34 protein-coding genes are annotated in these 26618 nt (G+C 67.2%); 2 read left to right on the forward strand and 32 right to left on the reverse strand.

The genetic code is table 11. The annotated features are described in order from the left end of the window. Window positions 1-9: 9 nt before the first annotated feature. Window positions 10-900, reverse strand: a complete 891-nt coding sequence (ypfJ, locus tag ABD648_RS09590) for a KPN_02809 family neutral zinc metallopeptidase (protein WP_282214731.1) — start codon at window positions 898-900, stop codon at window positions 10-12. A gap of 52 nt (window positions 901-952) precedes the next feature. Between ypfJ and ABD648_RS09595 the strand changes: the two genes are divergently transcribed. Next, window positions 953-1942, forward strand: a complete 990-nt coding sequence (locus ABD648_RS09595) for a malate dehydrogenase (protein ID WP_282214732.1) — start codon at window positions 953-955, stop codon at window positions 1940-1942. A 54-nt stretch (window positions 1943-1996) separates the two neighbouring features. Beyond that, window positions 1997-2467: a recombinase family protein gene (locus ABD648_RS09600; protein ID WP_116634161.1), complete on the forward strand. Its 471-nt coding sequence runs from the start codon at window positions 1997-1999 to the stop codon at window positions 2465-2467. An 18-nt stretch (window positions 2468-2485) separates the two neighbouring features. On the opposite strand, the gene ABD648_RS09605 is transcribed toward ABD648_RS09600, so the two are convergent. The 31 genes from ABD648_RS09605 to ABD648_RS09755 all read right to left on the reverse strand — a co-directional run bounded on the left by ABD648_RS09605 (window position 2486) and on the right by ABD648_RS09755 (window position 26585). Continuing rightward, window positions 2486-3208, reverse strand: a complete 723-nt coding sequence (locus ABD648_RS09605; RefSeq protein WP_282217532.1) for an FHA domain-containing protein — start codon at window positions 3206-3208, stop codon at window positions 2486-2488. A gap of 145 nt (window positions 3209-3353) precedes the next feature. After that, window positions 3354-4040, reverse strand: coding sequence for an ankyrin repeat domain-containing protein (locus tag ABD648_RS09610; RefSeq protein ID WP_282214733.1), 687 nt, complete (start codon window positions 4038-4040; stop codon window positions 3354-3356). Between the two features lie 4 nt (window positions 4041-4044). Continuing rightward, entirely contained in the window at window positions 4045-4605 is a 561-nt protein-coding gene (locus ABD648_RS09615) for a T6SS immunity protein Tdi1 domain-containing protein (protein WP_282214734.1), read from the reverse strand. A gap of 9 nt (window positions 4606-4614) precedes the next feature. Beyond that, window positions 4615-5271 (reverse strand): polymorphic toxin type 15 domain-containing protein, encoded by a 657-nt coding sequence (locus ABD648_RS09620; protein WP_282214735.1) that lies wholly within the window; start codon window positions 5269-5271, stop codon window positions 4615-4617. A gap of 3 nt (window positions 5272-5274) precedes the next feature. Continuing rightward, window positions 5275-5979 (reverse strand): WXG100-like domain-containing protein, encoded by a 705-nt coding sequence (locus tag ABD648_RS09625; RefSeq protein ID WP_282214736.1) that lies wholly within the window; start codon window positions 5977-5979, stop codon window positions 5275-5277. Between the two features lie 170 nt (window positions 5980-6149). Further along, window positions 6150-6635 (reverse strand): hypothetical protein, encoded by a 486-nt coding sequence (locus tag ABD648_RS09630; RefSeq protein ID WP_282214737.1) that lies wholly within the window; start codon window positions 6633-6635, stop codon window positions 6150-6152. Between the two features lie 339 nt (window positions 6636-6974). Further along, window positions 6975-7742 carry a hypothetical protein gene (locus ABD648_RS09635; protein ID WP_282214738.1) on the reverse strand — a complete coding sequence of 256 codons (768 nt, stop codon included), beginning with the start codon at window positions 7740-7742 and terminating at the stop codon, window positions 6975-6977. Window positions 7743-7781: 39 nt separating this feature from the next. After that, window positions 7782-8366, reverse strand: a complete 585-nt coding sequence (locus ABD648_RS09640; protein WP_282214739.1) for a hypothetical protein — start codon at window positions 8364-8366, stop codon at window positions 7782-7784. Between the two features lie 54 nt (window positions 8367-8420). Beyond that, window positions 8421-8891: a hypothetical protein gene (locus ABD648_RS09645; protein WP_282214740.1), complete on the reverse strand. Its 471-nt coding sequence runs from the start codon at window positions 8889-8891 to the stop codon at window positions 8421-8423. Beyond that, on the reverse strand, window positions 8888-9472 hold the full coding sequence (locus ABD648_RS09650) for a hypothetical protein (protein WP_344708930.1): 585 nt from the start codon (window positions 9470-9472) through the stop codon (window positions 8888-8890). Before ABD648_RS09650 ends, ABD648_RS09645 begins: the two co-directional genes overlap by 4 nt. Next, a complete protein-coding gene (locus tag ABD648_RS09655; protein WP_282217533.1) occupies window positions 9472-10143 on the reverse strand; it encodes a WXG100-like domain-containing protein in 672 nt (223 codons plus the stop codon). The genes ABD648_RS09650 and ABD648_RS09655 overlap by 1 nt, the downstream gene beginning before the upstream one ends. A gap of 114 nt (window positions 10144-10257) precedes the next feature. After that, window positions 10258-10899 (reverse strand): hypothetical protein, encoded by a 642-nt coding sequence (locus tag ABD648_RS09660; RefSeq protein ID WP_282214742.1) that lies wholly within the window; start codon window positions 10897-10899, stop codon window positions 10258-10260. A 3-nt stretch (window positions 10900-10902) separates the two neighbouring features. Further along, a complete protein-coding gene (locus ABD648_RS09665; protein WP_282217534.1) occupies window positions 10903-11604 on the reverse strand; it encodes a WXG100-like domain-containing protein in 702 nt (233 codons plus the stop codon). Between the two features lie 81 nt (window positions 11605-11685). Further along, window positions 11686-12564, reverse strand: a complete 879-nt coding sequence (locus tag ABD648_RS09670) for a hypothetical protein (RefSeq protein WP_282214743.1) — start codon at window positions 12562-12564, stop codon at window positions 11686-11688. 84 nt (window positions 12565-12648) lie between these two features. Beyond that, window positions 12649-13839 carry a hypothetical protein gene (locus ABD648_RS09675; protein WP_282214744.1) on the reverse strand — a complete coding sequence of 397 codons (1191 nt, stop codon included), beginning with the start codon at window positions 13837-13839 and terminating at the stop codon, window positions 12649-12651. Continuing rightward, window positions 13836-14579, reverse strand: coding sequence for a hypothetical protein (locus tag ABD648_RS09680; protein WP_282214745.1), 744 nt, complete (start codon window positions 14577-14579; stop codon window positions 13836-13838). Before ABD648_RS09680 ends, ABD648_RS09675 begins: the two co-directional genes overlap by 4 nt. A gap of 13 nt (window positions 14580-14592) precedes the next feature. After that, window positions 14593-14877, reverse strand: coding sequence for a hypothetical protein (locus tag ABD648_RS09685; RefSeq protein ID WP_282214746.1), 285 nt, complete (start codon window positions 14875-14877; stop codon window positions 14593-14595). Then, window positions 14874-15230: a hypothetical protein gene (locus tag ABD648_RS09690; RefSeq protein ID WP_282214747.1), complete on the reverse strand. Its 357-nt coding sequence runs from the start codon at window positions 15228-15230 to the stop codon at window positions 14874-14876. Before ABD648_RS09690 ends, ABD648_RS09685 begins: the two co-directional genes overlap by 4 nt. Window positions 15231-15283: 53 nt before the next feature. Continuing rightward, complete coding sequence (locus ABD648_RS09695; RefSeq protein ID WP_282214748.1) at window positions 15284-15607, reverse strand: hypothetical protein; 324 nt, start codon at window positions 15605-15607, stop codon at window positions 15284-15286. After that, entirely contained in the window at window positions 15604-16041 is a 438-nt protein-coding gene (locus ABD648_RS09700) for a hypothetical protein (RefSeq protein ID WP_282214749.1), read from the reverse strand. The genes ABD648_RS09695 and ABD648_RS09700 overlap by 4 nt, the downstream gene beginning before the upstream one ends. After that, complete coding sequence (locus ABD648_RS09705) at window positions 16041-16466, reverse strand: hypothetical protein (RefSeq protein WP_282214750.1); 426 nt, start codon at window positions 16464-16466, stop codon at window positions 16041-16043. The genes ABD648_RS09700 and ABD648_RS09705 overlap by 1 nt, the downstream gene beginning before the upstream one ends. 131 nt (window positions 16467-16597) lie before the next feature. Continuing rightward, window positions 16598-16918, reverse strand: coding sequence for a hypothetical protein (locus ABD648_RS09710; protein ID WP_344708935.1), 321 nt, complete (start codon window positions 16916-16918; stop codon window positions 16598-16600). A 71-nt stretch (window positions 16919-16989) separates the two neighbouring features. After that, entirely contained in the window at window positions 16990-17409 is a 420-nt protein-coding gene (locus ABD648_RS09715) for a hypothetical protein (protein WP_282214752.1), read from the reverse strand. Between the two features lie 121 nt (window positions 17410-17530). Then, complete coding sequence (locus ABD648_RS09720) at window positions 17531-17812, reverse strand: hypothetical protein (RefSeq protein ID WP_282214753.1); 282 nt, start codon at window positions 17810-17812, stop codon at window positions 17531-17533. Further along, on the reverse strand, window positions 17809-18186 hold the full coding sequence (locus tag ABD648_RS09725; protein ID WP_282214754.1) for a hypothetical protein: 378 nt from the start codon (window positions 18184-18186) through the stop codon (window positions 17809-17811). The genes ABD648_RS09720 and ABD648_RS09725 overlap by 4 nt, the downstream gene beginning before the upstream one ends. Next, window positions 18179-18814 carry a hypothetical protein gene (locus ABD648_RS09730; RefSeq protein WP_282214755.1) on the reverse strand — a complete coding sequence of 212 codons (636 nt, stop codon included), beginning with the start codon at window positions 18812-18814 and terminating at the stop codon, window positions 18179-18181. The genes ABD648_RS09725 and ABD648_RS09730 overlap by 8 nt, the downstream gene beginning before the upstream one ends. Continuing rightward, a complete protein-coding gene (locus ABD648_RS09735) occupies window positions 18814-19485 on the reverse strand; it encodes a WXG100-like domain-containing protein (protein ID WP_282217535.1) in 672 nt (223 codons plus the stop codon). The genes ABD648_RS09730 and ABD648_RS09735 overlap by 1 nt, the downstream gene beginning before the upstream one ends. Before the next feature lie 112 nt (window positions 19486-19597). Continuing rightward, window positions 19598-21310, reverse strand: coding sequence for an ABC transporter substrate-binding protein (locus tag ABD648_RS09740; protein WP_282214756.1), 1713 nt, complete (start codon window positions 21308-21310; stop codon window positions 19598-19600). 10 nt (window positions 21311-21320) lie between these two features. Further along, window positions 21321-21545: a hypothetical protein gene (locus tag ABD648_RS09745; RefSeq protein ID WP_116634138.1), complete on the reverse strand. Its 225-nt coding sequence runs from the start codon at window positions 21543-21545 to the stop codon at window positions 21321-21323. A 122-nt stretch (window positions 21546-21667) separates the two neighbouring features. Continuing rightward, window positions 21668-21961: a WXG100 family type VII secretion target gene (locus tag ABD648_RS09750; protein ID WP_279303202.1), complete on the reverse strand. Its 294-nt coding sequence runs from the start codon at window positions 21959-21961 to the stop codon at window positions 21668-21670. 109 nt (window positions 21962-22070) lie between these two features. Then, window positions 22071-26585 carry a type VII secretion EssC family protein gene (locus tag ABD648_RS09755; RefSeq protein WP_282214757.1) on the reverse strand — a complete coding sequence of 1505 codons (4515 nt, stop codon included), beginning with the start codon at window positions 26583-26585 and terminating at the stop codon, window positions 22071-22073. Window positions 26586-26618 lie beyond the last annotated feature (33 nt).

Genomic DNA, 26618 nt, shown 5'->3' on the forward strand with positions numbered 1-26618 from the left:
GCCCCGGCCTCACGGGCCCAGCTGATCGCCGGGCAGCGTCAGCGTCTGCCCGCATACGCCCAATCCGTTCTGGTAGCCCTCAGCGAACCAGCGCTGGCGCTGTTCGCTTGTTCCGTGCGTGAAGCTCTCCGGATTCACCGTGCCGGACGACTGCTCCTGGATGTTGTCGTCGCCGACCGCGAATGCCGCGTTGAGCGCGTCGACCCGCTGTTCCTCGGTCGTCGGCTGGAGATACGAATCGCCGTCGGCATCCTTCTGCTTCGTGATCTGTCCGATCCACGCGCCGGCGTAGCAGTCGGCCTGCAGTTCGACCCGCACGCCGTTGCTGTCGGGGCCGGTGCCGTTGTTCGGGTAGGCATCCATCACGCCGGTGATGTACTGGATGTGGTGGCCCCACTCATGACCCACGATGTAGAGCTGCGCGAGATTGCCGGCGGATGCTCCGAACTGCTGCTGCATGAGCTGGAAGAACGTCGGGTCGATGTAGACGGTCTGGTCGGGCGGGCAGTAGAAAGGTCCGACGGCGTTGGACGCCGTACCGCAGGCCGTGTTCGTGGCGCCGTCGACGACGATCAGCTGCGGGGCGCTGTAGTTCTCGACGTTCTCACTCCAGAAATCGTCGAGAGCGAGCTGCGCCCCCGCCATCCGGCAGTCGACGTTCTCGTTCGCATCCTGGCCGGTGTCGCAGTTCTCGATCACCGAGCCGCCGGCCGGCTCCGTGCCCCCGCCGGGAGCGGCTCCCCCGCCGAGCAGACCGGTCAGGTCGATACCGAGAAGGGGTCCGGCGATCAGCGCGATGATGCCGAGCACACCCACGACGCCGCCACCGGCGATGGCGGCGTTGCGTCCGCGTCGACGCGTCGTGTTGTTCGAGAGATCGGCGTCGGGATTGAAGGTCATGCGACGAGGGTACTCCGAGCGACGCACAAGCAACGGACGTAGGCTCGATGACATGACGACGACGATCACCATCACGGGCGCGGGCGGACAGATCGGCTACGCGTTGCTGTTCCGCATCGCGGCCGGAGACCTCCTCGGCCCCGATGAGAAGGTGCGGCTCCGACTGCTCGAGATCCCGCAGGGAATCGCGGCCGCGGAGGGCGCGGCGCTCGAGCTGCAGGACGGCGCGTTCGGCCTGCTGCAGCACGTCGAGGTGACCGACGACCCGGCGGTCGGCTTCGACGGGTGCGACCTCGCGCTGCTCGTCGGCGCGCGTCCCCGCGGACCGGGCATGGAGCGCGCCGACCTCCTCGCGGCCAACGCCGGGATCTTCGGCCCCCAGGGCGCCGCGATCGCGGCGAACGCAGCATCCGGCGTGCGGGTCACGGTGGTCGGCAACCCCGCCAACACGAATGCGCTGATCGCCGCGGCATCCGCCGACGGCCTGCCCGCCGAGCGCTTCACGGCGCTCACCCGGCTCGACGAGAACCGCGCGCGGGCTCAGCTGGCGCTGGCCCTCGGCACGCCCGTCGACACGGTCCGACGCGTTCCGATCTGGGGAAACCACTCGGCCACGCAGTTCCCTGACATCTCGCATGCCACCGTCGGCGGGCAGCCGGTGCACGAGGCACTCGAGCAGATCGTGGGCGACGTGCCCGCATGGCTCGAGTCGACGTTCATCCCCCGCGTCGCCAAACGCGGAGCCGAGATCATCGAGGTGCGCGGGTCGTCTTCCGTGGCCTCCGCCGCGAACGCGGCGATCGACCATGTGCGCGACTGGGTACGCGGCACCGACGACTGGACGTCGGCCGGCGTCGTCTCGCACGGCGAGTACGGCGTGCCGGAGGGCCTGATCTCGTCGTTCCCCGTGCGATCCGTCGACGGCGAATGGCAGATCGTGGAGGGGCTGGAGCTGAGCGAGTGGGCGCGCGCCCGTGTCGACGCCTCGGTCGCCGAGCTCGTCGAGGAGCGCGAGGCGGTGCGGTCGCTCGGCATGCTCTGAGAGTGGTCGCCGCGCAAGGCCGGATCAGGGCAGAATGGACCCTGGAGGTGCGCGATGAGCGAGACGATCGATCCCACGAAGGCAGCGGCATCCGTCGACGAAGCCCTCACCAGCCCGCTGCACCTGCCGCACGCCGCGGCCGAGTGCCCCAAGTGCTTCACCGAGTTGCAGCAGAACCGCGACTGGTGGCTCGCCCGCCCGGTCGGCTCACGCCTGGTCGGCCTGGTCGTCTCCCGTGAGGGGATGCCGTCGGTCGTCGAGCAGCGCGACGATCTCACCCGCTTCGGCGTGCCGATCGAAGGGTTCCGTCACCCGGCGCCCGACATCCTCGAGAGCTGGGGCGATCGGCTCGGCCGCCTCATCGCGACGCTCAACGTCGGCGACGTGCTGGTCGTCGCGAACATCAACGCTCTCGGCCGTGATGCCGAAGAGGGCAGGCGCACGGCCGCAGAGCTGCGCCGACACGGGATCATCGTGAAGGTGCTCAACCACAACGCACGCCACCTGGCCGACGCGACGCGCTGAGCGCTGCCGCGGCGGGACTCAGTCGCCGTCGGAGTCGCTCTGGTTCCTCAGCGCCTCGTCATCGAGCAGCGGCAGGTCGGCGCGCGTGACCACCTGCGACGTCACCGCGTACTCGACCAGGCGGGCGCGACGGTTGGTCGCCAGCTTGCCGGCACCGCCGCGGAGCCCCTGCACGCCCATGCGGTCGAGCTTGTCGCACACGTTGTCGAGCTTGCGGTTGAACTTGCTCATGGTCCAGCCGAGGCGCTTGGCGGCGTCGCTCGACGACGGCAGTTCGTTCATGCTCACGCCCTCGCGACGCAGCATGGGCTCGGCGAGCGCGACGATGAGCTGCTTCTGCAGCGGCGTGAAGCTGGCCGGCATGACCGTGGTCTCGCCGCTCATCGACATCTCCACCTGACGCGAGATCTCGTAGGGGGCCTGCTCGGTGTGCAGGCTCAGCTCATAGGTGAAGGGCCCCGCGGTGAACACGATCACGCTGCGCTCGAAGACGAGCGGCATGCGGGCTCCGGGCGAGAGCCAGGATTGCACGGCACCGCCGGCGCTGGAGATCGTGGCGGCGAGGCGCACACCCACGTTCGCGAGCCACCACAGCCCATCCCGGTTCTGCAGCTCCAGGAAATGACGATGAAGATAGGGGTTGTCGTCGATCTCGAGGTCGCCCTCTCGGCCGATGATGAACGGCCGGTCGTGCGGCAGGTCGTGCCACTCCCCGGCGAACTCCAACCGCAGCGGCACGATCTGCTTCCCCTCGGCCACCTTCGTGCCCGCGCCGAGCTCCGTCGCATTCCGATCAGTCACGTGACTACCCCCCGGGCTACATCCTGCCACGCTCGGACTCGGGCGGTGGTAGAGGGTGACTACCGGATTTCCGGGATCCGCTCGGTCAGGACGCGGGATCGGGCTGCGCTTCGCCGGCGAGGAACTTCCCGACCAGTCGGTGCGCGTAGTACTGAGTGAGGCTCATGTCGAGCTGGGGCTCGACCTGATCCGGATCGGCCCCGCGCGACATGAGAGCCTCGAAGATGCGGGAGAGGTCGTGGACGAGCTCCGGATTCAGCGGGCGGTCGTCGTTCCGCTCCGGCTGGTCGTCGCGGCGCCGAGGAAGCACGTCATTCGCCGTCAGGGCAGCGCGCCCGAGCGGGGTGGCACCCTTCGAGTCCACCGCGTCGACGACGGCGCCCGCGTCGAGCAGTGCCACCAGCGTCTCGAAGGCCTCGTCGGCATCCGCGTCGCTGTTCCTGACGCTCCACTCCTTCTCAGAGTCTTTGTTGATCGTCATCTTGACCCAGCGCGACCGCATCACCGCGGCGACCGCCGCGTCGTGAAGCACCGACTTCGCCCACCCGCTCGGCGAATCCGTGTCGACGAAGTTCGCGTCGGCGCCGTTCTCGAGCAGGAACCTCGCAAGAGCGAAGGCTCCCGTGCGAACCGCGACCTGCATAGCGGACTGGCCTGCGTACTGCTTCGGCTGCCCTGTGGCGACGAGGTTGACGAGGGAAGGATCCCTCGCGATCCGGTCGCGGACCTTCTGGTCCTCGCCGTCGACGATCTCCTTGAAGATGGCCTGCATGAGGTCAGTGCCCGATGACGCCCTGGAACTCGACCATCACCTGGATCGCGGCGATCGTCTCCCGCTTCTTGAGGTTCTCCACCTTCTCCGGACCACCCAGCGAACGCAGCGGCACGAACGTGAACGACTGCTCGTACGGCAGTTCGCCATGCGCCTCCACGGCCTTCGGGAAGATGTCCCAGTTCAGCGTCATGGACAGGTAGTCCTGGCCCGCCAGCTGCAGCATCTCCAGGAACCCGCTCAGCTCGCTGTTGAGACCGGAGGCACGACCCTCGCGGTACTTCAGACCCACGAAGCCGATACTCGGCTCCCACGTGATGAGGTCGGCGAGGCCCGACACCATGATGGGGATCGCGATGCCGTCCCCCTGGGTCTTGCCGATGCAGTCCGCCAGCTCCGCCTCGTACACCGCGGGGTTGATCACGCGCAGGAACCCCCACGCGAAGGTGCCGTACCCGTAGGTCTCCCACAGTTCGATCACCTCGTCGGGAACGCGGCCCCTGTAGGCCTCGATGATCTCCGGCTCGACCGGCCCGTGCGACACGAAGTCCGAAATCTCGATCATGTTTTCAACCTATCGGAAGTGAATGTTCATGAAGACGGTGTTCAGGTCGACACCGGGGTTCTGCTGCATGAAGTCGATGACCGCGGCATCGAGATCTGCCACCCGCTCTTGCCACTGCCTCCCGAGCGACGAGTTCACGTTCCCGTCACCCACGCGGGGGACGTCGGTGGGGTTGCCGCCCGCGATTCCGTCCAGACGGTGCAGAGCGGCCTGCGTCTCCATCCACTGGTCCACGAACCTGTTCGCGGTCGCCAGATCCAGTCCCGGATTCTCACGCATGATCTCTCGGAGCGCGTCATTGTGCGCGGCGTCGCGAACCAGCTCCTGCTCCACGACCGAGTCATGGGGTCGCCCATTCCTCAGATAGTCGACGCGGTTGAGGACCCAGTCCGCCATCGACGTGTTCTCGAGCGTATCGATCTGCTCGTTGAGCTGGTCGTTGAACTGCTCGGGACGGTGCTCCGGGTTCTGGGTGAACCGTCGTGTCGTCACATCGATGTGGCGCGCATCGGCGTCGTACCGGTCGATCGATCGGACGCTGCCCTGGTTGCCCCGCGCCTTCGTGCGCAGCTTCCGAGGGATGTCCGCCAGCGCCTTGAGGTTCGGGGACGCATCTTGGAGCGCCCTCATGATCGGTCGCGCGAGCTCGTCTCCCACTCTTCCCATGGTTCAGTCCCCCGTGATGTTCAGGCCGGCGAGGTCGGCGCCGAGCCGCTCGATCAGCTCGTCGATGTCGGCAGCCTGGATGTCCAGATCGGACTCGGCCTGCTCCAGCGCCTGCAGGTCGGCGTAGAACTCGTCGGAGTCGCCGACGGCGGCCTCGACCACCGGCGCGTCCAGCGCGGCCATCACCAGCCCCGGCAGCTCCTCCGCCAGCGGTTCGATCACCATGGGCAGGATCTGGTTCAGGGCCTGCTCGAGCGCGATGTCGACGGCCGCGTTCAGCAGCTTCTTCTTGAGGATGACCATCAGGCCCGCCCCGGGTGCCGTGAACGGGTTCGTCAGAATGGCCACCAGCGCGATGGCCGTCGTGGTGAGGTCGGCGATGACCTTCATCTTCAGGCCGAAGACGACGCCCGCCCCGACCTCGAGCCCTGCCGGCACAGGCCCCAGCGCGTCGAGAAGCTTCTGCAGGTTGTTGGAGCGGTTGCTGTTCCACGCGGCGACGAAGGCAGGACCCGCTTCTCCGCGCATGGCGGCCGCCATATCGCCGTTGATCTTCCGATCCACGGCCTGGATCCGATCCTCGAGCTCACCCGTGAAGGTGCTGACGATGTCGCCCGCCCGACGGAGTTCATCCTCATCGACATCCGGCCACTCGAAGCCCAGCTTCTCCATGATCCAGATCAGATCGTTCGGCAGCATCATTCCCATGGCAGCACCTCCGCCATGAGGTTACCCAGCCGGGATGGCGCAGCGCGATGGGTAGATCAACCCACCGTCATCGGGTCAGATCGAGCTCGCGGAGGTGCGGCCTGCGACGGTTGCCGTTGGACTCCACCACATGTGTATGCCGGCTCATGGATAGAACGATCCTCGGCCTTCTAGCGAGCCACGGAATGATCCCGTGACAGGTCCAGTTCGCGGAAGACGAACGGCTCTGCGAGGGTGCCAGTCTCGCAATACTGCGTGAAGATCGCGGCCGCTTCGTCGGCGAAGAAGACTTCGTCGGCGAAGACCCGCACCGCCCGTTCGTCGTTGATCGGAATGAGGATCGTGGTTTCACCGGTCGCAGCACCTCGACCGACTGTATAAAGACGGCCCTTGCCGTCAGAGCCGGGCTTCCGGATCTCTAGCGTCATGGCCGAAGCAGACCCAGCCGCCTGCAGGAACGTGTCGCCGGCATCCTTCCGCGTCACGATGATGCTGTCCGGATTCGTCGCACGCCAGATGCTGTACGTGTACTTGCCGACGCCGTCCAGGTGTCCGAGCATGAGCCGGAGATGGTCGGGCAAAGGCCGGCGTGCCCCGTCGAGCCAGCCCGTCTGCCCGCGAGGGGTGGTCTCGGCGTAGGGTCCGTACCGCGTCATGGTTCCTCCCGAACGATCACTCGTGTGACCAGAATGTCCTGATCCGGCCCCTCGAAGCCCAGCTTCTCCGCCATGAGGTTACCCCCAGCCGGGACGGCGCACCGCGATGGGGAGATCAACCCACCGTCATCGGGTCAGATCGAGCTCGCGGAGTGTGAACGACTCAGGCACCCTGTCGGTCTGGAGGTAGGCAGAGAAGACGTCGGCCGCCTCGGCGGGAGAAGCGGGGTTGATCGGGATACGGGCGGAACATGTCGAGAAGTGGACCACGGCTGTATCCGTTGGACTCCACCACATGGGTGTGACGGCTCATGGATCTCCTGGTCCGGTGCTCGGGTCTCACGCCTCGACGCCGGGCAGCACGACGGTGACGGCCGTGAGCTCGGGCGTCGGATAGCCGAACTTGCCGTCCTCCGCTCGGAGCTTGATGAGCGCGCCCACCAGCACGTCCTGCGTGAACTGGAGCGTGACACCGGTTCTCGCCGAATCCTCGTACTGCCACATCGCACCGCCGCGCTCCTCGTCGTAGGACTCGGTCGCCGGACCGGCGAGCCCGATCACCGCCATGTGCGCCGGGGAGAACATCGGGTGGCCGACAGCACGCATGAAGACGGCGAGGTCGCCATCGACGGTCTCCGCCCCCTCGACCTCATCGGCCGCGGCCTGCGGAGCGTCGCCGCCGACCACCTCCTGCATGACGACGAGCATCTTGAGCGCGTCGCCGTCGAAGTCGAACTGCACGAATCCGGGGTCTACCTGATACCGCACGAATGACTCTGTCGAGCGAAGCGGTGCGCCGAGCGCCTGCACGACATCGTCGGGTGACGCCTCGGGGGAGACTCCGTCGACGAGGCTCTCCCATCCGCCGTAGATGCCCTGATCCGGGGTGCCGGTCGCGTAGACGAAGACCGTGGTGAGCACGCCGTCCTTCAGCAGGAAGTCGACCCCGCGATCCGTCATGACCAGGTACTTCTCCTGCACGCCGCCTTCGTCGAACACCTCGACCTCGTGCGGACCGCCGACGAACGCGAGAGCATGCTCCAGGCGCGGATCGCCTTCCCGCGCTCCGAGAGCGTTCAGGAAGGTGAAGACGTCACCCTGGAGCATCCGGTGTCTGGTCTCCTCGCGCGTCAGGGTTCCTACCGGTCACTTCTGAGTCTCGGGGTGGAAGAAGGCACCCCAGTCACCGAAGTCCGGGATTCTGGTCCAGTTGGCGGTCACCTCGACGTTGCGGAACTCGCGCGTCTCCACGTCCGCGGGCTCGCCGAAACCCCGTTTCGTGACCCGTTCTTCCTTGCCGTAACCGTCGGGACCGAATGTCATCGACACATTGCCCACGGACGCGTTCCTCAGATAGAAGCGCAACTCGTCCGGATAGGTGTACCACGTGATCGCGCTCAAGAAGATCCGGCTGTCGTCGCCGTCGTCGTGCGCTGAATCGGACGGTGTGTAATAAGCGCGCCAGGTGTAAGCGACGTCGACGCTTCCCTGCGCGTTCAGCTTGTGCATCTCCACCCCATTGGCCCTCGGGCACATCTGCAGGTAGGCGTGCGGCCGCTGATCGTCGGACTGGAGCACCACTCCGAACCAGTCCTCGCGACGTGCGGCATCGAGGTCGTAGCGAGCGACGGCCTCATCCGTCGTCAACTCCTTGCTGAAGAGTCCCCATTGCTTCTTCGGGTGCTCCGGACCTGCTCCGACTTTGTCTGTGTAGATGTATCGCTCCGTCATGGTGGTCCTAGTCATACCCGTTTCCGAGGACGGATGGCGGCGATCGACTCCCGCTCAGCGCGTCAGATCGAGCTCGCGAAGTGTGTACGAATCGGGGACTTCGTCAGTCTGGAAATAGGCATAGAACAGATCGGCTGCTTCGTCCGCGGTGAACACCTCGTGCGGATAGACCGCGGTGCTGTGGCGTCCCTCGTCCCACCGGATGATCTCGGCGGGCGCTCCGGTCGGCGTCTCGCCCGGCTTTCCGACCGTGTACTGGTGTGCGACGCCGTTCTCGTCGAGCACGCGGACCTCGACGGTCAGCGCCCCTGCCGTCCCCGCACTCTGCATGTACTCGTCAGAGACGGGGATGTCCTCCAGGAAGTCGGCGTCGGCGGGCGCACGCCACAGGCTGTACGCCCAGAACGACGTGCCGTTCAGCCGGTTCAGGGCGAAGCGGATGGCGTCCGGATACGGACGCACGCTGTCGATGAGCGGACCCCGACTGTAGCCGTTGGACTCCACCACATGGGTATGCCGAGTCATGGCACCCTCTCCAGAATGACTTGCACGATGCTGATCTGCCCGACGTTCGGCAGGTTCGCGATCGCGGGCGTCTCTACACTAACGGCTCCGTCGAACAACGTCTGCGCAGGGTTTCGGGAGGCTGAGCCGCTCTTGACCTCGATACCCGTGTAGGTGCCGTCGGCGTTCGCGAACAGGCCGTCGTAGTAGCGGATCTGGTCGCCCGTGCTCGGGTGCCGCGACGCGACCTGATCGCGAATGACATCGACGCCTTCTCGGTTGGCGACGTTGTCCAACCCGATCTGCTCACGATCAACCCACGGTCGATTGCCGTCTCCTACGAACCGACCCCGGTCGTCTCGTCCATCGTTGCGAGGCGCCGGCGCGTCGCCGTCGCCCGGACGATCGGTGTCGGGACCGTTCCCGGAACCCCCGTTGCCGTTGGGGTTGTCGAACCGGTCCTGGCCCCGGACGCGGACGCCCACGTCATCGACGTGCTTGACGATGTTGTCGGCGAGCTGGTGCAGCTTGTCCTTAGCGTGCGCGAAGCCCTTCAACACCGACTGCTTCACCTCGCGGATGATCGGCTTGATCGCACTCATCAGTCATCACCACCGAAGTCCAACGCCTCGAACTCGCTGAAGAAATTCGACGTCAACGACTGGATGTCAGACCCGTGCAGCTTCATCGTCGACTGCGCATCATCCAACGCCTGCAGATCCGCATAGAACTCATCCGAATCCCCGATGTTCCCCTCCACCATCGGCGCATCCAGGATCGCGTCGATCACCGCCGGCAGCTTCTCCGCCATCGGCTCGATCAACATCGGCGCCAACTGATTCAACAACTGCTCCACCGCGATATCCACCGCCGCATTCAACAGCTTCTTCTTGATCAACAGCATCGGCCCCGCACCCGCCGCCGTGATCGGGTTCGTCAACATCGCCACCAACGTGATCAACGTCGACGACACATCCACGATCACCTTCATCTTCAACGCGAAGATCGCATCCGCACCCACATCCATCGCCGTCGCCGCCGGCGGCATGATGTCGATCAGCTGCTGCAGATTCTGCGACCGGTTCGTGTTCCACGCGCTCATCGTCGCCGGACCCGTCTGCCCCCGCAGCGCCCCACCCAGATCGCCGTTCACCTGACGGTCCACCGCCTGGATCACATCCTCCAGATCCGACCCGAAGTTCCGCACCAGGGTCGCCCCCTTACGCACTTCATCCTCATCGATATCCGGCCACTCGAAACCCAGCTTCTCCATCACCCAGACAAGCTCATTCGGCAACATCATTCCCACAGCGACACCTCCTGCACAGACTGTACGTGGGAGTCACTCATCCCCACCATGGGCAGCGCTCCCCCGACCAGGGAAGGATCATCTCCCGTCGGGACGCTCGATCTCGACGCTCGTGAAGCGCGAGCCGGGGATCGACGTGACCTCGACGGTCGCCCCGTCGAGGGAACCCGGCGCCAGCCCGAACCGCGCCTCCAGCTCGCTGTTGCTCAGGCCACTGAGATCCGAGGCTTCGCTCGCGGGTGCGAGGAAGCGCATGTCTCCCTGCGCCGTCTCGCCGTACTTGTCGGGGCTGTCCTGCCCGATCGCGTCCTCGTACAGCTCCTCGACCAGCTGCTTCGGTGCCTTCTTCGGCACGCCCCTCACCTCGTCGAGCACGTCGCCGGGGAGGCCGCGGACATCCTTGCCCAGCGAGGTCCCGAGATCGCGGGCGGTGTCGTAGTCGGGGTCGGCGTGCTTCGGCACGTGTCCGAGCGACTCGAGACCGCGCCGCACGTCGTCGCGGATGTCGTAGTCCTTCGCATGCGAGGTGGGCGGCTTGCCGTCCCCACGATGCCGCGGCTCATAGTCCACATTGCGCCGATCCCACCCGCGGATGACGTCGGCGTCCGCACGGTGCTTGCCGCCGCGTTTGCGGAAGGCGCTAGAGAACCCCTGCTTGAACTCGTGCCCTGCACCGTCCACCGCATCGACCAGGTCTCGCATCAGCTTCTTCAAGGTCATGGGTCAGTCCCCCGAGATCTGCAGGTTGGCGATGTCGGCGAGCAGCCGGTCGGTGAGGTCTTCCACGTCGGCGGCGTGCGCGTCCATGTCGGTCGCCGCCTGATCGAGAGCGTCGAGATCGGCGAAGAACTCGTCGACATCGCCGACCGTCCCCTCCACCACGGGCGCGTCCATGAGCGCCATGACCAGCCCGGGGACCTGCTCGGCGAGGGGTTCGATCGCCAGCGGGAGCACCTCGTCGATGACCTTCTCGAGGGTGATCTCCATCGCCATCGAGAAGAGCTTTTTCCGCGCGATGATCAGCAGCGCAGCCCCGCCCGCCCCGAAGGGGCCGGCGGCGAGCAGCGGGATCAGCTGGGCGAGGGTGACGGTGACGTCGACGATCACCTTCACCTTCAGCGCGAGCACGATGTCGGCGGCGATGTCGATGCCCACGGCCGCGGGCCCCAGGATGTCGAGCAGCTGCTGCACGTTCTCGGAGCGGTTGCGGTTCCAGCCTGTCACGTGCGCCGTGCCGGCCTCACCGCGCATCGCAGACGCCAGCTCGCCGTTGATCCGACGATCGGCGGTCTGCACGAGCGACTCCATGTCGTCGCGGTAGGCACGCACGTAGACGGCGGCCTTCCGCACCTCGTCCTCATCGATGTCGGGCCATTCGAGGCCCAGCTTGTCCATCACCCAGATGAGCTCGTCCGGCAGCATCATTCCCACGGCGACCACCTCCGGCCCCGACGCTACCCAGGGAGCGGATGCCGACGCGATGGGGAGATCAGCCCATCGACCGCTTCAGGAGGTGCGGGGCACGTCGCCCGGCACGAAGTACCGCAGGGGAGACAGGCCCGTGCGGACGATGGCGTCGCCCCCGGCCTCGAGGAACTGATCCATCGTCGCCACGCTGAGCTGCGTGCCTTCGCCGGAGCTGTCCGCGATGATGACGTTGTCGACGACGGGAAGCAACGACGCGACGCCCTTCGGCCACGCGGCGAACGTGGTGGTGACGCCCGTGTCGAGCACGCGGATCTTGGGATCGATGTAGCGCACGTCCGGTCGCTGGAGAGCCGCCGTCTGGGCTTCGTATGCCCGCACGCTGAACAGACGGAGCACACGTTCGAACCGCATCTCGAGCGCCGGGAACCCCTGGCGCCACGGGAACGGCGCCCAGCCGTCGTCGGTGAGCACGATCGGGTGCGCGCTGACGAGCGGAGTTCCCGCGTCGTAGAGCTCTTCGGCGAGATCGAGCACCCGCACGGCAGCGGGCTCGTCATCGGCCCCGACGATCGCGAAGCGATCGCGCGCAAGCCCGAAGACGACCGGAGCACCCGCGATCCGGGCTCCCGCCAGCCGCGACGGATCGATCAGAACAGCGGATGCCGTGGCCTCATCCTCGATGACGACGAGGCCTTCGGCGGCATCCGGGAGGGCGCTCGATGTGGCCACCGCCGACGCCACGACATCGGCGAACGGCTGCGGCCATCCCTCGGCCTGCCCCTCGGTGACTGCCGCGCGGTCCCCCGCCTGGTCGAGTCCCACGAAGAGCTCGCCGCCGGCGTACTGGACACGAGGGTGCGCCTCGCCGGGGGCGGTGATCGCGAGCACCCCGAGCTCGTTCGCGCCATAGACCCGCGGGACGACGCTCACGTCCAGCCCCTCGAATGCCATCGACATGCGCTGCGGTCCTCTCCTCGGCTTCTCATCAGACTATCCGGCGCTGGTGGCGCGCTGAGCCGGTCGCGACCGCTCATGCGTCGGTCACCGGGACGACGCCAACGCCACGACGTCAGTCCAGGACCAGGCGATGTCGATCGGCTCGTCCGTGGGTCGCTCCGCCGTCTCGGGCGATGCCACCCATCCGCTCGGTACGATGTGGAGCGCATGGGTGAGCGTCCCGGCATCCGGGTCGCCCGAGACGACGAGAACCACGGCGAGACCCGGCTCCGGCCGCCAGACGCCGGCACTCGTCGCCCCGGCCGTCACCAGCTGCGATCGATACGAACGCTCCCTCGACGGCGGCGCGTCCGCGAGGTCCAGGCTCACCCGACTCCCTGCGCGGTGCTCGAGGGCCCACCGGACGCTGCTCGACAGCTCCACCAGCTCGGCACGCACATCCGCCTGATACTCCAGGGCCGCGCCCTGCGCACCGAGCGGGATGATGGTCGCCGCCCCGCGCTGCAGCATCGGAACCCGCGATTCCACGACCCCGTCGGTGGCTGTGCCGCGACGCAGGATCCCGTCGACGATGTCGATGATCTGGCGGGCCGAGGCGAGGACGACAGCGCCGGTGCGCAGCGACGCCTCGCCGAACACGTCCTCGGTCGTGAGCGGTGCCGCGCCGCGGGCACGGCTGTGGGCGTAGAGCTCGGCAGCTTCCCGAGGGCCGAGACCCGCGAAAGCCGCAGCGTCGAGGTCGTCGGCGTCGCGCAGGTCGAGAACAGTGCCGAGCGCGGGGGCCGGCCGCTCGATCCGCGCTTCCGGAGCGGATCGGAAACCGGTCACCTGGTCGTCCTCGGCGTGTGGAGCGATGGTCTCGATCCGCATCGCCCCGCCGGGATACGCGTCCCACTCGACCTGATAAGCCGTCGGGCCCTGACCGCCGTCCTGTTCGAACCGCGCCTCGCCGCCGGCCATCCGCACCCGATCGCCGTCCTGCACCCAACGCTCGCTCCGCACGCGGCGACCGTCGGCGGCGTACTCGTTGACGACGTAGTCCCGACCGCGCCGGGCCGTGAGCGACCAGGGCACGACAGCGCCCGCCTCATGCTCAGGGACCAGATGGATCTCCTCCCCGGCTGCCCATCGCGTCTCGGCATCCTGGGCGCTGATCTGCGGCACCCCCGCTGTCCGGCCGAGCCGGTCATCGAACGGATGCAGCGCGACCGTGCCGTCCGGAAGGCCGGCGTCAGCCGGGCTCTGCTTCTTGCGGAAGATCATGGCGCGGGTCACCGCAGCTCGTAGTTGCCGCCGAACGTTCCCGGCCAGGATGCCGGGCCGCCGCCGCCGTTGCGCGATCCGGTGGCGGTGTCCGGCATCGTGATCACGCCCTCGGGCACACCCGTCGGAAGATAGCCGCCCGGAAGCCAGTTGTCATTCGCGCCGTTCTCCCGCCCCGACGGAACGGTGAGCCCGTTGAGCTCATCGGGCGAGAAGTGGCGGATCTCGATCTGGAGCGGGTTGCCGGCGTCGTCGCGCAGCGATCCCCGGTCGAACCCGAGCAGATCCTCGAGCTTGTCGGTGTCATGCCCCGCCTCGTTGAGCACCCGGTCGAGGTCTTCGGTCGGGAAGACGAAAGCGTCGTGGTCGGCTTGCGCGGGCCCGTAGTTGTTGAGGGAGTCCGAGACGTAGATGCGGCTCGCACCGTTGTCGAACCGCGCGAGGTGCCGGTCGATGTAGTCCTTGCTCAGGTAGTCCTCGGGGTCGGGACGGTCGCTCTTGTGGTCGTGGTCGTACCGCCCGCCGGGGGTGTAGTCGCCCGGCTGGGTCGACGAGTTCCGGTCCCATCCGCCACGCAGCGCCCACGGCGCGTCCCTGCCCTCGAACTTGTCCTGGCCGCGCACCCGCTTCGCGACATCATCGACATGGTTGAGCATGTTGTCGGTCAGCTGGTGCAGCTTGTCCTTCGAGTGGGCCATGCCCGAGAGGACCGCCTGCCTCACCTCGCGCATGATCGGCTTGATCGCGCTCATCGGTCGATTCCCCTCATTTGACCAGATACGTGTAGTAGTTGCGGAGCCCGGTGATCGCGGCATCCGACAGCTCCGGATGCCTCTCACGCATCACGCGTTCGAGCTCGTCACCGATCTCGCTGAGGGACATGCCCGCCCAGTCGATCCGGGTGCTGATCGTCTCGTCCAGCATCGCACGTACCTGCTCGCGCATCCCGGATGAGCCGTACCGTGCCTCGAACGCGGCCTCGTTCTTCCCCGGATAGTTCGTGAGGTGGACCACGATGGCCTCGCTCAGATCTGTGTTCTGGTCCGTCACGGCTGGGTTCCTCTCGCCCCGTACGCGGCCTCGTAGGCCGCGAGATACTCGCTCCCCAGCCGCAACCGCACGTACTCGTCGATGGCCTTCAGCGCTTCCCGAACCTGGTCCCGAGTGCCGCGGATCGACAGCCGCTGCCCGAGGATCTCGGACACCGACGCGTCTCCGCCCAAGAGGATGCCGAATCCCCAGCTACCGCTGCCGTAGTCGTCGTACGAGCCGCGCACGGCGAACGCGTCGTACAGGACGAAGGTCAGTTCGACATCCGACCTCCTGTACGCCTTCGTCGCAGCGGGGAGATGCGCGAGAACCAGGTCGAGCACATCGTCAACGGTCATGTCGTCATGCGGCATCCGTCGCTCCTCCTTCCAAGCCGAGTCTGGTCCTGCACGCTACCGCCGCCCGATCAGAAGAACGCATGGTAGGACCACCGCCAGGAGAGAGCGCGAAGAGCCTCAGCGCTCAGGCCGGGGCGGATCTTCTCGAATTCGATGCCGAAGAGAGTCGACTTGTCCTGATCGCCGAAGGCCTCTCTGCGGATGTTCAGGGCGTCGCTGGCCGTCACGATCTGTTTCACCTCACCGAGGAGCGCTTCGGCGTCGGGCACGTCCATCGCGAGGACCGCCGCGTCATCGGCTCCCGGCGTACGCCGCGAGCCGTATCCGACGTACGCGATGATCGCGGCAGTGAGCGTGGCATCCATCATCGTGCGTGCTTCGCTCAGGCTCATGCGGGGTTCGATGATCGACGCCAGGACTCGATGCGTTCTCGTTGCGCTGCCATCTGCTCCGCGAAGGTCACGATCTCGTCGAGCGCCGCGGCCGCGAAGGTCACGACCGGCTCCGGTTGCGCAACTTCAAGCGATTCCGGGTGCCTGTACACCACGAGGGCGCCGGCCTCGCCCTGCACTCCGCTGGGAAAGCAATGCACGGAGGCGCCTTGAACCGCCACCCTCCACCCCAGAGGCTCGTACTGTTCACGCGCTCGCTCGAAGGCCCAGAACGCGTCCGCGCCCACGCCGGTGAACACGCGCTGGTCGAACTCGACCGAGACCGTGTACTCCCTGCCGTTCGGGCTATCGAAGTCCTGCACCACGGCGATAGTCGCGGGAACAGAGACATCACCCGCAGCAGCGATGATGCCGTCGTAGGTCAGGTTCTTCATCAGTCCTCACCGGTTCGCGCCCGATGCCGAATCGCCTCGTACAGCCGCTCGGCCTCCGCCCGCTGCACGGCCACCGTGGTCACCGACGCGGGATCCACCGGCGCGAACGTGTCCACGAGATCCCCCACGCTCTCGGACGTCATCCGATACGCGCGCAGACCGCCGCCCTGATCACGAGCCATGCCGCTGGGCCAGACGTCGATCTGCGCACCCGCTACGCCGATCCGCCAGCCGAACGGCTCGAGCTCTTCCCGTACGACACAGAGCGCCTCGAACGCATCGTCCGCGCGTGCTTCGGCCGTGCCGAATCCGGAGCCGCGTACCTCCACGACCCAGGAGAAGGGCTCCTCGAACCGCCACGACACAGTGGCGTCTCGCACGATCCCTTCGCGCATCACCTGGATCCCGCGCGACCCTGCCGTCATGCTTTCAGGATATCTGCGAGGTCGATGACGGGTATCGTCATGTGCGGATCTTCCTTGTCCGTATCCCGTTCGCTCAACTCCCGCCACTTTACGGATTCCGTCACGAGCCGGCTATTCATCAGCGCGAGGCATCAGCTGCCGTATGCAGCCTCGTGCGCGGCGAGATACTCGGGCCCGAGCCTCAGACGCGCGTACTCGTCGACGGCTTTGAGAGCCGATCGCACTTCGTCCGGAGTGCCGCGAATACCCAGGCGCCGCCCGAGAACAGTGGACACGACGGCGTCTCCGCCCAGAGCAATACTGAATCCCCAGTTGCCGCTGCCGTAGTCGTCGTACAAGCCGCGGACACTGAACGCGTCGTAGATGACGAAGCCGAGTTCGACATCCGACTTCCTCACCAACTGATTCGCAGCGGGCCGTATTTCGCTGACCAGGGCGAGCACGTCACCCACGGTCAGAACCTCGTGTGCCATCGTCACTCCTGCGGGTGAGGGAAGTTACTCTCCGGGTATCGGGCCGCTTTTCACGCGTCTCGAGCGCGGTGCCGCATCTCTTCGAACAACCGATCAGCCTCGGCCTTCTGCGCAGCGACCGTCGCGACCGTCGCCGGGTCCGTCGGCGCGAACGTATCCACCACGCCCTGAACACCGTCGCCAGTCATCCGGTAGGCCCTTTTCCCGCCGCCCTGATCACGAGCCATGCCGCTGGGCCAGACGTCGATCTGCGCACCGACGACGCCGAGCCGCCATCCCTGAGGTTCGAGGTGCTCGCGCACGATACAGAGCGCCTCGAACGCGTCGTTCGCCCGCGCCTCGAACGCTTCGAATGCCGAGGACTCGATGGACACCAGCCAGCGATAGTCCGGTGTGAGCTGCCAGGCGATCGTCGCCTGGTGGACGACGCCGTCTCGGCTCGCCTCGATCGTCTGCGGGCTCTGGATCATGAGCTGAGGCCGATCGCATCGTTGGTCACCGAGAACGGCCACCCAGTATCGAGACCGATTCGCGCCCCTGCCACCTCCCTGATCGTCATCGCCGTCTTCTCCTGCAACGAGCCGCAACCCGTCAGGTTGAGGACTCTTGCGGTGGTTCAGGGAAATCGATGCCGAGGGCCTGCTCGAGCGCGTCAAGGTCGGGAAGCTCGCGTCGCGCATGCTCCCGAGAGATCACCTGCGGATAGCTGAAGGCCCCGACCTCCCAGTAGGTGCCGCAGTAGCGGCAGCGCCGCACTTCGGCCATGAACTCTTCGCTCTCGCCGATCGTCACCGCACGCGCGTCCGGCGCGTACGTCGCCCAGTAGCCCGAGCAGATATCGCATGCACCCGGGTACGCCGGGTTCGGCGTCATGAACGCGCTCGGATCTCGTTCAGCAAGGCCTCGTCGATGGCGAAGCCGGTCTTCGGCGTCCGCAGAAGAATCGCATGCCCGGGTGTCAGTCCGCGAACCACATCGATGCCCCGCATAGACACTGCGAAGGGGGCGAGATCCGTGGCCTCGCGAGCCGCGGTGAGCGAATCACAGACGAGCATGTGAGAGGTGCCATCGATGTCGACCATCACGGGTTCGAACGAACCCTTGCCCGGGTCGCTTCCGCTCGGGACCACAACGACGGCGTCGAGGAACGCATTGATCAACGCGTCATTCTCAGGCTGTCCACCACTTTGGGCTCGAAGTGCCAGCGCTTCGACAGTCGAGGATTCAGGCATGTCGGAGTCAACCATAGATGCCCAGAATATCCCAGGTGCCGCCCGGTCCCAACTGGAACACGACGGTTCCCGGGGGAAGCGGAGCGCCGCCGTCTACGACGAACTCACGGGTCGCGTTGGGGTAGTGCACGCCGTCGATGTTGACTGCTGTGTGCCCGCCGGGCAGGTAGTGCACGAATCCCCCGGCATCCTCCGCCGTCGGCAGTCGCTGAGGGAGATGGTCTACCGGAATCAGAGCGCCGTACACGGACTCGCCCCGCAAGGCGGCCTCAGTGACGTTGGGAGCGAGCCCGCTCTCGATCGCCGCGTCCATGGCGCTGCTCACGTTGACCGCATCCTCAGACGGCATCATGAACACTGCGCTGCCCTCGCGACCCAGTGTCGCGTTCTCCCGCGTGTAGTACTTCAGCTGATCCTCACCGAAGAACCGCACACCGTGGCTGTAGGGCTGCCCGTTCGAGTTCCCAGAACCACCGTTGCCACCCGGCCCGTCGAACTTGTCCTGGCCCCGGACGCGGACGCCCACGTCATCGACGTGCTTGACGATGTTGTCGGCGAGCTGGTGCAGCTTGTCCTTAGCGTGCGCGAAGCCCTTCAGCACCGACTGCTTCACCTCGCGGATGATCGGCTTGATCGCACTCATCAGTCATCACCACCGAAGTCCAACGCCTCGAACTCGCTGAAGAAATTCGACGTCAACGACTGGATGTCAGACCCGTGCAGCTTCATCGTCGACTGCGCATCATCCAACGCCTGCAGATCCGCATAGAACTCATCCGAATCCCCGATGTTCCCCTCGACCATCGGCGCATCCAGGATCGCGTCGATCACCGCGGGCAGCTTCTCCGCCATCGGCTCGATCAGCATCGGCGCCAACTGATTCAACAACTGCTCCACCGCGATATCCACCGCCGCATTCAACAGCTTCTTCTTGATCAACAGCATCGGCCCCGCACCCGCCGCCGTGATCGGGTTCGTCAACATCGCCACCAACGTGATCAACGTCGACGACACATCCACGATCACCTTGATCTTCAACGCGAAGATCGCATCCGCACCGACATCCATCGCCGTCGCCGCCGGCGGCATGATGTCGATCAGCTGCTGCAGGTTCTGCGACCGGTTCGTGTTCCACGCGGACATCGTCGCCGGACCCGTCTGCCCCCGCAGCGCCCCACCCAGGTCACCGTTCACCTGACGGTCCACCGCCTGGATCACATCCTCCAGATCCGACCCGAAGTTCCGCACCAGGGTCGCACCCTTACGCACCTCATCCTCATCGATATCCGGCCACTCGAAACCCAGCTTCTCCATCACCCAGACAAGCTCATTCGGCAACATCATTCCCACAGCGACACCTCCACAGATGACTCTACGAGTCGCGACCGCATGGTCGCGATGGGGAGAACAACCCACTGTGCCGGGCTCACGGAACCGACTCCCACTGCGAGACGCCGTAGGTGAGGGGGGCCGCGGCACCGGTTCGCGGCGCGATTCCCGTCACAGAACGATCGATGATCGTCGCCCGGGGGTTCATCGCGATGGGCAGCGCGACGGCAGCGCGGACGATGGTCGCCTCGATCTGCGCGAGAAGGTCTCTCGCTTCGTACACGTCTGTGGTCTGCGCGAGCTCCGCGATCAGCGCATCACGGTCGGGGTCGACGTTCCCGGTGACGGATGCCGCCCCCTGGCTGCCCCACTGATCGAGGATCTGCTCCGGGGTCTGCGGCACCGGCACGCGGGCGATCACGGCATCCCAGGCACCCGCCGCGAGCGCGGCGTCGAAGTCCGAGCTGCCGCAGTCGGCAATGCTCCAGCCGGCCTCCGCGGCGACTTCACCCAGGGCGACGAAGGCCCCGGTGGCGAACTCGCTCCCGGTGTCGTACAGCACGCATACCGACGATCCCGCGGCGATCCCGGCGCTCTCGCGCTCCAGCGCGGCGTCATCAGCGGGCGTGCCGAGCGCGGCGGCGAAGCCGGAATCCTCGCTGACGATGTCGTAGGCGCGGGACCCCGGCGCGGTCACCATCGACGTGGTGCCTGTGTAGGCGGTCGCCCACACCCCTGAGCCCCGCTCGGTGAGCGACGTCGCCGGTATCGCACGGAGGAAGGCGGCCCGGGCCTGCGGCTCTGTGAAGAGTCCGGTCGGGTCCAGCATCAGCGCCCAGAGGGTGCCGTCGTGCCGCGTGTCGACCGTGAAGTCCTGGCGCTCGAGCTGCCGGATGATCTCGCGGTTGGCCGTGGTGGGGGCGACCTGCGCCACGTTCAGCCGCTCGCCGACCTCCGCCTCGGGCAGGTCGCCGGCCGGCACGAGCTCGATGCGCGCGACCTTCGGCGTCACGAGGCCCCGATACGACGGGTTGGGCACGAGCGCCACGCTCTGGCCGTCGCCGTCGTCGCTGAAGCTGTCGACCCGGAAGGGTCCGCTCGAGAGCAGCAGGTCCGCCGCGAGCTTCCCGTCCTTCCCGACCTCGAAGTCCTCGTTCCACACCACGGCGATCTTCGCGAGGGCGTCGTCGTCGCCGTCCTGGATCGCGCGGATGACGGCCTGCTTCGCCTCCATGGGGTCGTCGGTGCCGAACGCCCGGTGCCCGACGACGTGAGCGGGCACCGGTGCGGTGACGGCCTGCTGCCATCCGATGATCGGCTGCGGCGAGGTCACCTCGATCGCGCGGGCGAACTCGTCGAGCGCGGGCACTGCCGTCTCGACGGGGTCCTCATCGGCAGCGGCATCCTCGCCGTCAGCATCCTCCGCGTCGTCGAAATATCCGGCCGCGCCCGCCCACCCGAGCAGCAGATCGGCGGCGTCGAGGGGGATGTCGTCCGACCAGACCGGCTCGGCGAGGTCGTACCGCACGGTGAACGGGTCGTCGGAGACGATCGTGACCGTGCCGAAACCCTCATCCGCCACGAACTCGCCGTCCACCAGATCGCCGAAGTCGCCGCGGATCGTCTCCGCGATGTCGACGTTGCCCGGAGTGGGGGATGCCGCCGCATTCGCCGAGGTGAACGCGCCCGTCCAGCCCACGGTGATCTTCGTGTCCGGCACGACCGTCTCCGGCAAGGCCGGCGTGCAGGCGGCCAGGCCCACCGCGAGCAGCACGGCGATCGGTGCCGCGACGCGGCGAACCCCCCTCATGAGCCGTCCGTCACGCGAGATCGGTGCCGTCTTCTTCTTCGACCAGCGCGCGGAACGGCTCGCTCTCCTCGCTCTCGAGCCAGGCGCGGGCATGCTCGAGCAGCATGGCCGGCGACTCCTCCGCCTCTTCCGGCGAACCGAACGGTCCGATGACGTCCTCCGAGGGACGCTCGTCCGCGCGCACCACCGACTGCGAAGTCAGGTTGTACCAGTAGTAGCTCTGTGTTCCGGTCATCGCTCGTGTTCCCCTCGTCTTCCCGATCGATTCTATTCGGGGCGATCCGAACCCGCCCCTGCACAGAGAGAGGTCGTGGGGTCGATCTTCCGATCAACCCCACGACCTCTGTGCGCGATGGTTCAGGCGCCGCCGGCCATGCTCGAGTCGGTGTCGCGGATCTGGTCCGCCATCCGGTCGAGGGCCTGGGCCATGTCGTTCACGGCCTCGGCTGCGTCGTCGAGCGACGTCGTGAGCTCCTCGTACGCCGTGGCGTAGGCATCGGACGCGTTCTCGGTCTTGAAGCCGTCCTGCACGAGGTCGTCGATGACGCCCTGCAGCTCCTTGAGCGTGTCGGTGACAGAGCTGCGTCCGTCACGAAGTCGCGCCGCGGCGCTTTCCATCTCGCTGTACGTTGCGCCAAAATCATGGGCCATGAGAACCGCCTCCAGTATCTTCTCGTTCAGGCCGCTCGGCCTCTTACGTCGAGGTTAGCCAACGATCCCCGATAGACAAATGGGGAGCGGTGCCCATGAGCTCGAATCGCTACCCCCGGGTCGCCGGGGCGTCGGGGACGAACGGGATCTGCATGGTCACCGTGCGGCCCGCCTGCACGAAGATCCCTCGACCGACCGGGAAGTCGGTGCGCTTGACGCGACCGAACGGAGCCTTGAAGATCGCGTCACCGTCGTAGGTGTCGGGCTTGAGCACGATGCCCTGACGACCGGTCTTCCATTCGCCGAGCACGCCGATGCTGCCGCTGGCGCGGCTGATCTCGGCATCGGCGATCAGCATGTGGTCGCTGTTGTTCATCGCCTGCAGGAGCGCGCGCATCGGACGGTCCGCGGGGCCGTCCGCGAGGTGCGGGATGTCCTCGATGACGATCAGGATGCGACCGCCGGAGATGTCGCTGACGACCAGCTCCGCGAGCTCCGTCGCGAGATCCTTCTCCTCCTCCGGCCGGACGGCGCTCTTCACCCACGGACGGAAGTCCTTGAGCTCGGAACGGCGCGTGCCGAAGTGGTACATCCGGATGCTCGGGTCGAACCGCTCCATCGCGACGACGAGCGCTTTCAGCGTGTTCGTCTTGCCGGATGCCGGAGGGCCGGAGATCACGAACGACCCGATCGGCTCGAAGCCGTGCGCGGACAGCGTGTCGTCCGCGACGCCGAACACCGGCATCCCGTCCATCTTGGTGGGCATCTCGGACGACAGGACCATCGTCGGCAGCGCCCCGATCTCGGGCAGATCACGCACGCCGCTCTCGCGGAGCCTGTCGGCCAGCACGCCGAGGGCCTTCGTCTGCTCGACCACGTTCAGCGTTCCGCCGAGCACGGCGATCTGCGCCTCGTGGCCGTCGACGATCGCACGACCCGGCGCCGACTGCTCGTCGAGCACGTCGCGCGGTGCGCCGAGCAGCATGTACTGGCTCGGGTCGCCCATCCGGAGCACGATGCGGCGCGAGATGTTCGCGGCGACGGCGCTGGGGACGGCATTCCCGCGGTCGGCGGTGATGACCGTGTGCACGCCCAGCGTGCGACCCTCACCCAGGATGCGCATGAACATGCGGTAGAACGCGTTGCGGCCTGCCGTGACCTCCCAGTCCTTCTTGAACTCGGGGTAGTTGTCGATCAGGAGCAGGATGCGCGGCATCCGCGGATCCCGCAGCTCCCGGTACTCCTGCACCGACGCCGCACTGGCCGCCGAGAACGCGGCGGCACGACGGTCCATCTCGCCGTCGAGCGTGCGCAGCAGACGCTGGATGCGCTCGACATCGGCGCCGTCGACGACCGAACCCACGTGCGGAAGGACGTTGAGCGCCCCCAGCGCACCCGAGGCGAAGTCGAGGCAGTACACCTGCACGCGCCCGAGGTCGGGTCGCATGCCGGCCGCCGTCGCGATCGTCTTGAGCACGGTCGACTTGCCCGATCCCGAGGTGCCGTAGATCACCAGCGAGCCGTCACGGTCAGGCGCGAACACCGCCGACTGCTGCAGCTGCTTCTCCGGCACGTCGACGAGGGCGAGCGGGATGCGCGTGTCGCCTTCGTTCGGCAGGTCGTGCAGGTCGACGAGGGGCGCGAGGTCGTCGAGCCACGGCCGGCGAGGACGCGGGAGCGCCGCGGTCTCACTGGCTCGGATCAGCGTCGAGACGATGCGCTTCTGGTCGTTGGGGCCGAGGTCGGCCTCGTGCGCGTCGGAGTCGGCGGGCAGATCCGGCTCCCACTCCGCCGCGGAACCGAAGCGCAGCGGTGCCACGCGCACCTCGGCGGCCGCTCCGTCTTCGTCCGTGGTCCAGCCGCCGGCGTACGCCGACTGGAACGGCACCAGGCGGCCGGGACCGGTCTTGGCGATGGCGCGGCCGGGGATCGACGCGGGGAAGGTCGCGGCGACGCCGTCGTCGACGACGTCGCGGGAGTCCGCCTCGTCGGCCATGCGCAGGGCGATGCGCAGGTTGGTGTTCGCGCGCAGGTTGTCCTTGATGACGCCGGCCGGTCGCTGCGTCGCCATGATCAGATGGATGCCGAGCGAACGGCCGCGCTGGGCGATGTCGACGACGCCGTCGACGAACTCCGGCATCTCGGATGCCAGGGCGGCGAACTCGTCGATCACCAGGACGAGAGCCGGCGGAACATCGGGGTCCTGCCGCTTCTCGAGCTCGATCAGGTCTTTCGCCTTCTTGCGGTTGAGCAGGTGCTCGCGGTGCTGCAGCTCGGCTCGGAGGCTGGTCAACGCGCGACGAACCAGGTGCGGGCTCAGGTCGGTCACGAGTCCGACGCAGTGCGGCAGCTCGACGCAGTCGGCGAACGCCGATCCGCCCTTGTAGTCGACGAACAGGAACGTGACGCGGTCCGGGCTGTGCGCGGCCGCCATGCCCAGCACCCAGGCCTGCAGGAACTCGGACTTTCCGGCACCGGTCGTTCCACCCACGAGCGCGTGGGGCCCCTGCGTGCGCAGATCGAGGGCCATGGCATCGCTGGCGCCCTGTCCGATGATCGCGCGCAGGGTGCTGGCCTTCTTCAGACGCGGCCTCGGGTTCGTGGAGCGGTCCACGATCGTGTTGTTCTGCCGCCAGCGCTCGATCACGACGTGCGGGTCCTCGGCGATCGCCGGGTCGACGAGCTGCAGGAACATCACCGCACCCGGGATGTCGGAGGCGTCGTGCACGGCGGTGCTCGCATCCAGCACGGGTGCCAGGCGTCGCGCGAGCATGTGCATGTAGGCGTTGGACACGCCCTCGACGCGCACGTGCTCGAAGTACTCGCCGTTGCGGACGAGGCCGACCTGCGCATCCTCCAGCCCTGCGGTGACGTCGATGTAGCTGCGGCACACGGCGGGCAACGACTCGACCGTGGGCGAGACGAACACCGCGTGCACGCCGTGATCGGCGCCGCGCTCGAGCACGTCGGTGAGGCGTCCTCGATCGACCGGGGCATCGCCGCTCACGAACACGATGACCGAGAGAGGCGGGGTGCCCTGATGGTCGCCCGCCGCGCGCGAGACGTCGGTGCCGTACAGAAGCGGATTCCACTCCTCCTTGAACGGCCCGCGCGGCTCGCCCTCGCGGTCACCGGTCGCCCGCTGCACATACTCCTCGAGGCTGCTCAGCAGCGCGGCGCTCGTCGGGGCGGAATCCGCGAGCGCCATGTCGCGGAACGGACTCTTCTCGCTGGACGTGTGCGGCATCCACTTGAGCCAGTCCAGCTCGGGTGTCCATGCCGAATCGGCGAACGCCACGGCCACCACGTCGTTGGGTGCGTGCAGTCCCAGCAGCTGCACGGCGATGCCGCGCATCGTGTCGGCGACGGGTCCCTGCGGGCCGGCGATGCCGATGGATCCCGCGACCGCCAGCTTCTCGAACACCGGCACGTCGTCGACGAACTCATAGCGCTCGCGCAGCCGGTCGACGCGGTCGATGAACTCGGGCAGACCGTCGGGCACCTCGGCGTCGTCGATCTTGTTCCGTGCCGGGAGCCGACAGCTGCCGAGCCGCAGGCCGAGGAAGTTCCAGTGCTCCGGCCGCCGCGTCCACAGCATGGGGCCGAGCCGCATCGCGTGGTCGTAGATCTCCGCGACGGGCGGCGCCTCGGCGTTGCGGGCGCGCTCCTCTTCGGGCTTCCCCTTGAAGAAGTCCTCTTCGAGCTGTTCGTACTGCCGCTCGAAGAGCAGCACCTCGTGCCCCTCGCTCTTCTTGCTCTGCGCCGCCTGGTTGATGATGTTGCCGAACGCCATCAGCGGCGTCATCACGATCATCAGGAGAGATCGGGGATTGCCGTTCATGGCGTACAGCGCCATGCCCATCAGGATCGGAGCGACCATGATCGGCCACGGGAACATCTTGCCGATCTTCTCGGTGGGCAGCCGCGGCACCTTGAAGAGCGTCCCCGGGAAGCGCACCTCGACGCGAGGACTGCGGTTGAAGAGCAGACCGCCGCCGCGCTCGATGATCGGCTCCTCGGTCGCCGACCCGTCGAAGGAGCGCGCGAGACGCAGGACGAGGGTGGTGCCGCCGATGATGAACGGCTCGCCCTCCTCGATCCGCACGCGCTGCACGGCGACGCCGTCGACGAGCACGCCGTTGGCGGAGTTCAGGTCGACGACCTCGATGTGCGTGCCGACCTCGAGCCGCGCGTGGCGCTTCGAGACCATCGGATCTGCCAGGACGACGTCGTTGCCGGCCTCGCGGCCGAGGAACACATGCCCCGACGAGATCGGGAACTCCTGACCGGCCAGCGTCCCGGATGTCGCGAGAAGCACGCCGGCGACGTCGCGCTGGCCCGCGAAGGAGTGGTCCGGACCGTAGTTGATGATGGATGCCGCGAACCCGGAGCCGATGGGCGCCTCGCCGATCGGGACCTCGGGCTGCAGGGGAACGAGCCGTTCACCGTTCGGCGGCGCGACGGCGAGCGTGAGCACATCGCCCTCGGCGACCGGGATCGATCGCGTCGGGTCGGCCGTCGCGACGTGGCGCGCGACGTCGCCGGCGGTGGCGGTCGAGTCCGTCGTGATCACGATGTCGACGGGCTCCCCCTCCTGACGGTGCAGGGTCAGCTTCAGCCTCATGCGTGTCTCCCCATGCCGCTGGGCTCGCCAGCG

The sequence above is a fragment of the Microbacterium luteolum genome (genome assembly GCF_039533965.1).
Lineage (GTDB): Bacteria > Actinomycetota > Actinomycetes > Actinomycetales > Microbacteriaceae > Microbacterium > Microbacterium luteolum.

Excerpts from the sequence above, each read along its gene's own strand:
- ypfJ (WP_282214731.1), bottom strand. The coding sequence starts at position 900 with ATGACCTTCAATCCCGACGCCGATCTCTCGAACAACACGACGCGTCGA.
- ABD648_RS09595 (WP_282214732.1), top strand. The coding sequence starts at position 953 with ATGACGACGACGATCACCATCACGGGCGCGGGCGGACAGATCGGCTAC.
- ABD648_RS09600 (WP_116634161.1), top strand. The coding sequence starts at position 1,997 with ATGAGCGAGACGATCGATCCCACGAAGGCAGCGGCATCCGTCGACGAA.
- ABD648_RS09610 (WP_282214733.1), bottom strand. The coding sequence starts at position 4,040 with ATGCAGGCCATCTTCAAGGAGATCGTCGACGGCGAGGACCAGAAGGTC.
- ABD648_RS09615 (WP_282214734.1), bottom strand. The coding sequence starts at position 4,605 with ATGATCGAGATTTCGGACTTCGTGTCGCACGGGCCGGTCGAGCCGGAG.
- ABD648_RS09620 (WP_282214735.1), bottom strand. The coding sequence starts at position 5,271 with ATGGGAAGAGTGGGAGACGAGCTCGCGCGACCGATCATGAGGGCGCTC.
- ABD648_RS09625 (WP_282214736.1), bottom strand. The coding sequence starts at position 5,979 with ATGGGAATGATGCTGCCGAACGATCTGATCTGGATCATGGAGAAGCTG.
- ABD648_RS09630 (WP_282214737.1), bottom strand. The coding sequence starts at position 6,635 with ATGACGCGGTACGGACCCTACGCCGAGACCACCCCTCGCGGGCAGACG.
- ABD648_RS09635 (WP_282214738.1), bottom strand. The coding sequence starts at position 7,742 with ATGCTCCAGGGTGACGTCTTCACCTTCCTGAACGCTCTCGGAGCGCGG.
- ABD648_RS09640 (WP_282214739.1), bottom strand. The coding sequence starts at position 8,366 with ATGACGGAGCGATACATCTACACAGACAAAGTCGGAGCAGGTCCGGAG.
- ABD648_RS09645 (WP_282214740.1), bottom strand. The coding sequence starts at position 8,891 with ATGACTCGGCATACCCATGTGGTGGAGTCCAACGGCTACAGTCGGGGT.
- ABD648_RS09650 (WP_344708930.1), bottom strand. The coding sequence starts at position 9,472 with ATGAGTGCGATCAAGCCGATCATCCGCGAGGTGAAGCAGTCGGTGTTG.
- ABD648_RS09655 (WP_282217533.1), bottom strand. The coding sequence starts at position 10,143 with ATGGAGAAGCTGGGTTTCGAGTGGCCGGATATCGATGAGGATGAAGTG.
- ABD648_RS09660 (WP_282214742.1), bottom strand. The coding sequence starts at position 10,899 with ATGACCTTGAAGAAGCTGATGCGAGACCTGGTCGATGCGGTGGACGGT.
- ABD648_RS09665 (WP_282217534.1), bottom strand. The coding sequence starts at position 11,604 with ATGATGCTGCCGGACGAGCTCATCTGGGTGATGGACAAGCTGGGCCTC.
- ABD648_RS09670 (WP_282214743.1), bottom strand. The coding sequence starts at position 12,564 with ATGTCGATGGCATTCGAGGGGCTGGACGTGAGCGTCGTCCCGCGGGTC.
- ABD648_RS09680 (WP_282214745.1), bottom strand. The coding sequence starts at position 14,579 with ATGAGCGCGATCAAGCCGATCATGCGCGAGGTGAGGCAGGCGGTCCTC.
- ABD648_RS09690 (WP_282214747.1), bottom strand. The coding sequence starts at position 15,230 with ATGCCGCATGACGACATGACCGTTGACGATGTGCTCGACCTGGTTCTC.
- ABD648_RS09695 (WP_282214748.1), bottom strand. The coding sequence starts at position 15,607 with ATGAGCCTGAGCGAAGCACGCACGATGATGGATGCCACGCTCACTGCC.
- ABD648_RS09700 (WP_282214749.1), bottom strand. The coding sequence starts at position 16,041 with ATGAAGAACCTGACCTACGACGGCATCATCGCTGCTGCGGGTGATGTC.
- ABD648_RS09705 (WP_282214750.1), bottom strand. The coding sequence starts at position 16,466 with ATGACGGCAGGGTCGCGCGGGATCCAGGTGATGCGCGAAGGGATCGTG.
- ABD648_RS09715 (WP_282214752.1), bottom strand. The coding sequence starts at position 17,409 with ATGATCCAGAGCCCGCAGACGATCGAGGCGAGCCGAGACGGCGTCGTC.
- ABD648_RS09720 (WP_282214753.1), bottom strand. The coding sequence starts at position 17,812 with ATGACGCCGAACCCGGCGTACCCGGGTGCATGCGATATCTGCTCGGGC.
- ABD648_RS09725 (WP_282214754.1), bottom strand. The coding sequence starts at position 18,186 with ATGGTTGACTCCGACATGCCTGAATCCTCGACTGTCGAAGCGCTGGCA.
- ABD648_RS09730 (WP_282214755.1), bottom strand. The coding sequence starts at position 18,814 with ATGAGTGCGATCAAGCCGATCATCCGCGAGGTGAAGCAGTCGGTGCTG.
- ABD648_RS09735 (WP_282217535.1), bottom strand. The coding sequence starts at position 19,485 with ATGGAGAAGCTGGGTTTCGAGTGGCCGGATATCGATGAGGATGAGGTG.
- ABD648_RS09740 (WP_282214756.1), bottom strand. The coding sequence starts at position 21,310 with ATGAGGGGGGTTCGCCGCGTCGCGGCACCGATCGCCGTGCTGCTCGCG.
- ABD648_RS09745 (WP_116634138.1), bottom strand. The coding sequence starts at position 21,545 with ATGACCGGAACACAGAGCTACTACTGGTACAACCTGACTTCGCAGTCG.
- ABD648_RS09750 (WP_279303202.1), bottom strand. The coding sequence starts at position 21,961 with ATGGCCCATGATTTTGGCGCAACGTACAGCGAGATGGAAAGCGCCGCG.
- ABD648_RS09755 (WP_282214757.1), bottom strand. The coding sequence starts at position 26,585 with ATGAGGCTGAAGCTGACCCTGCACCGTCAGGAGGGGGAGCCCGTCGAC.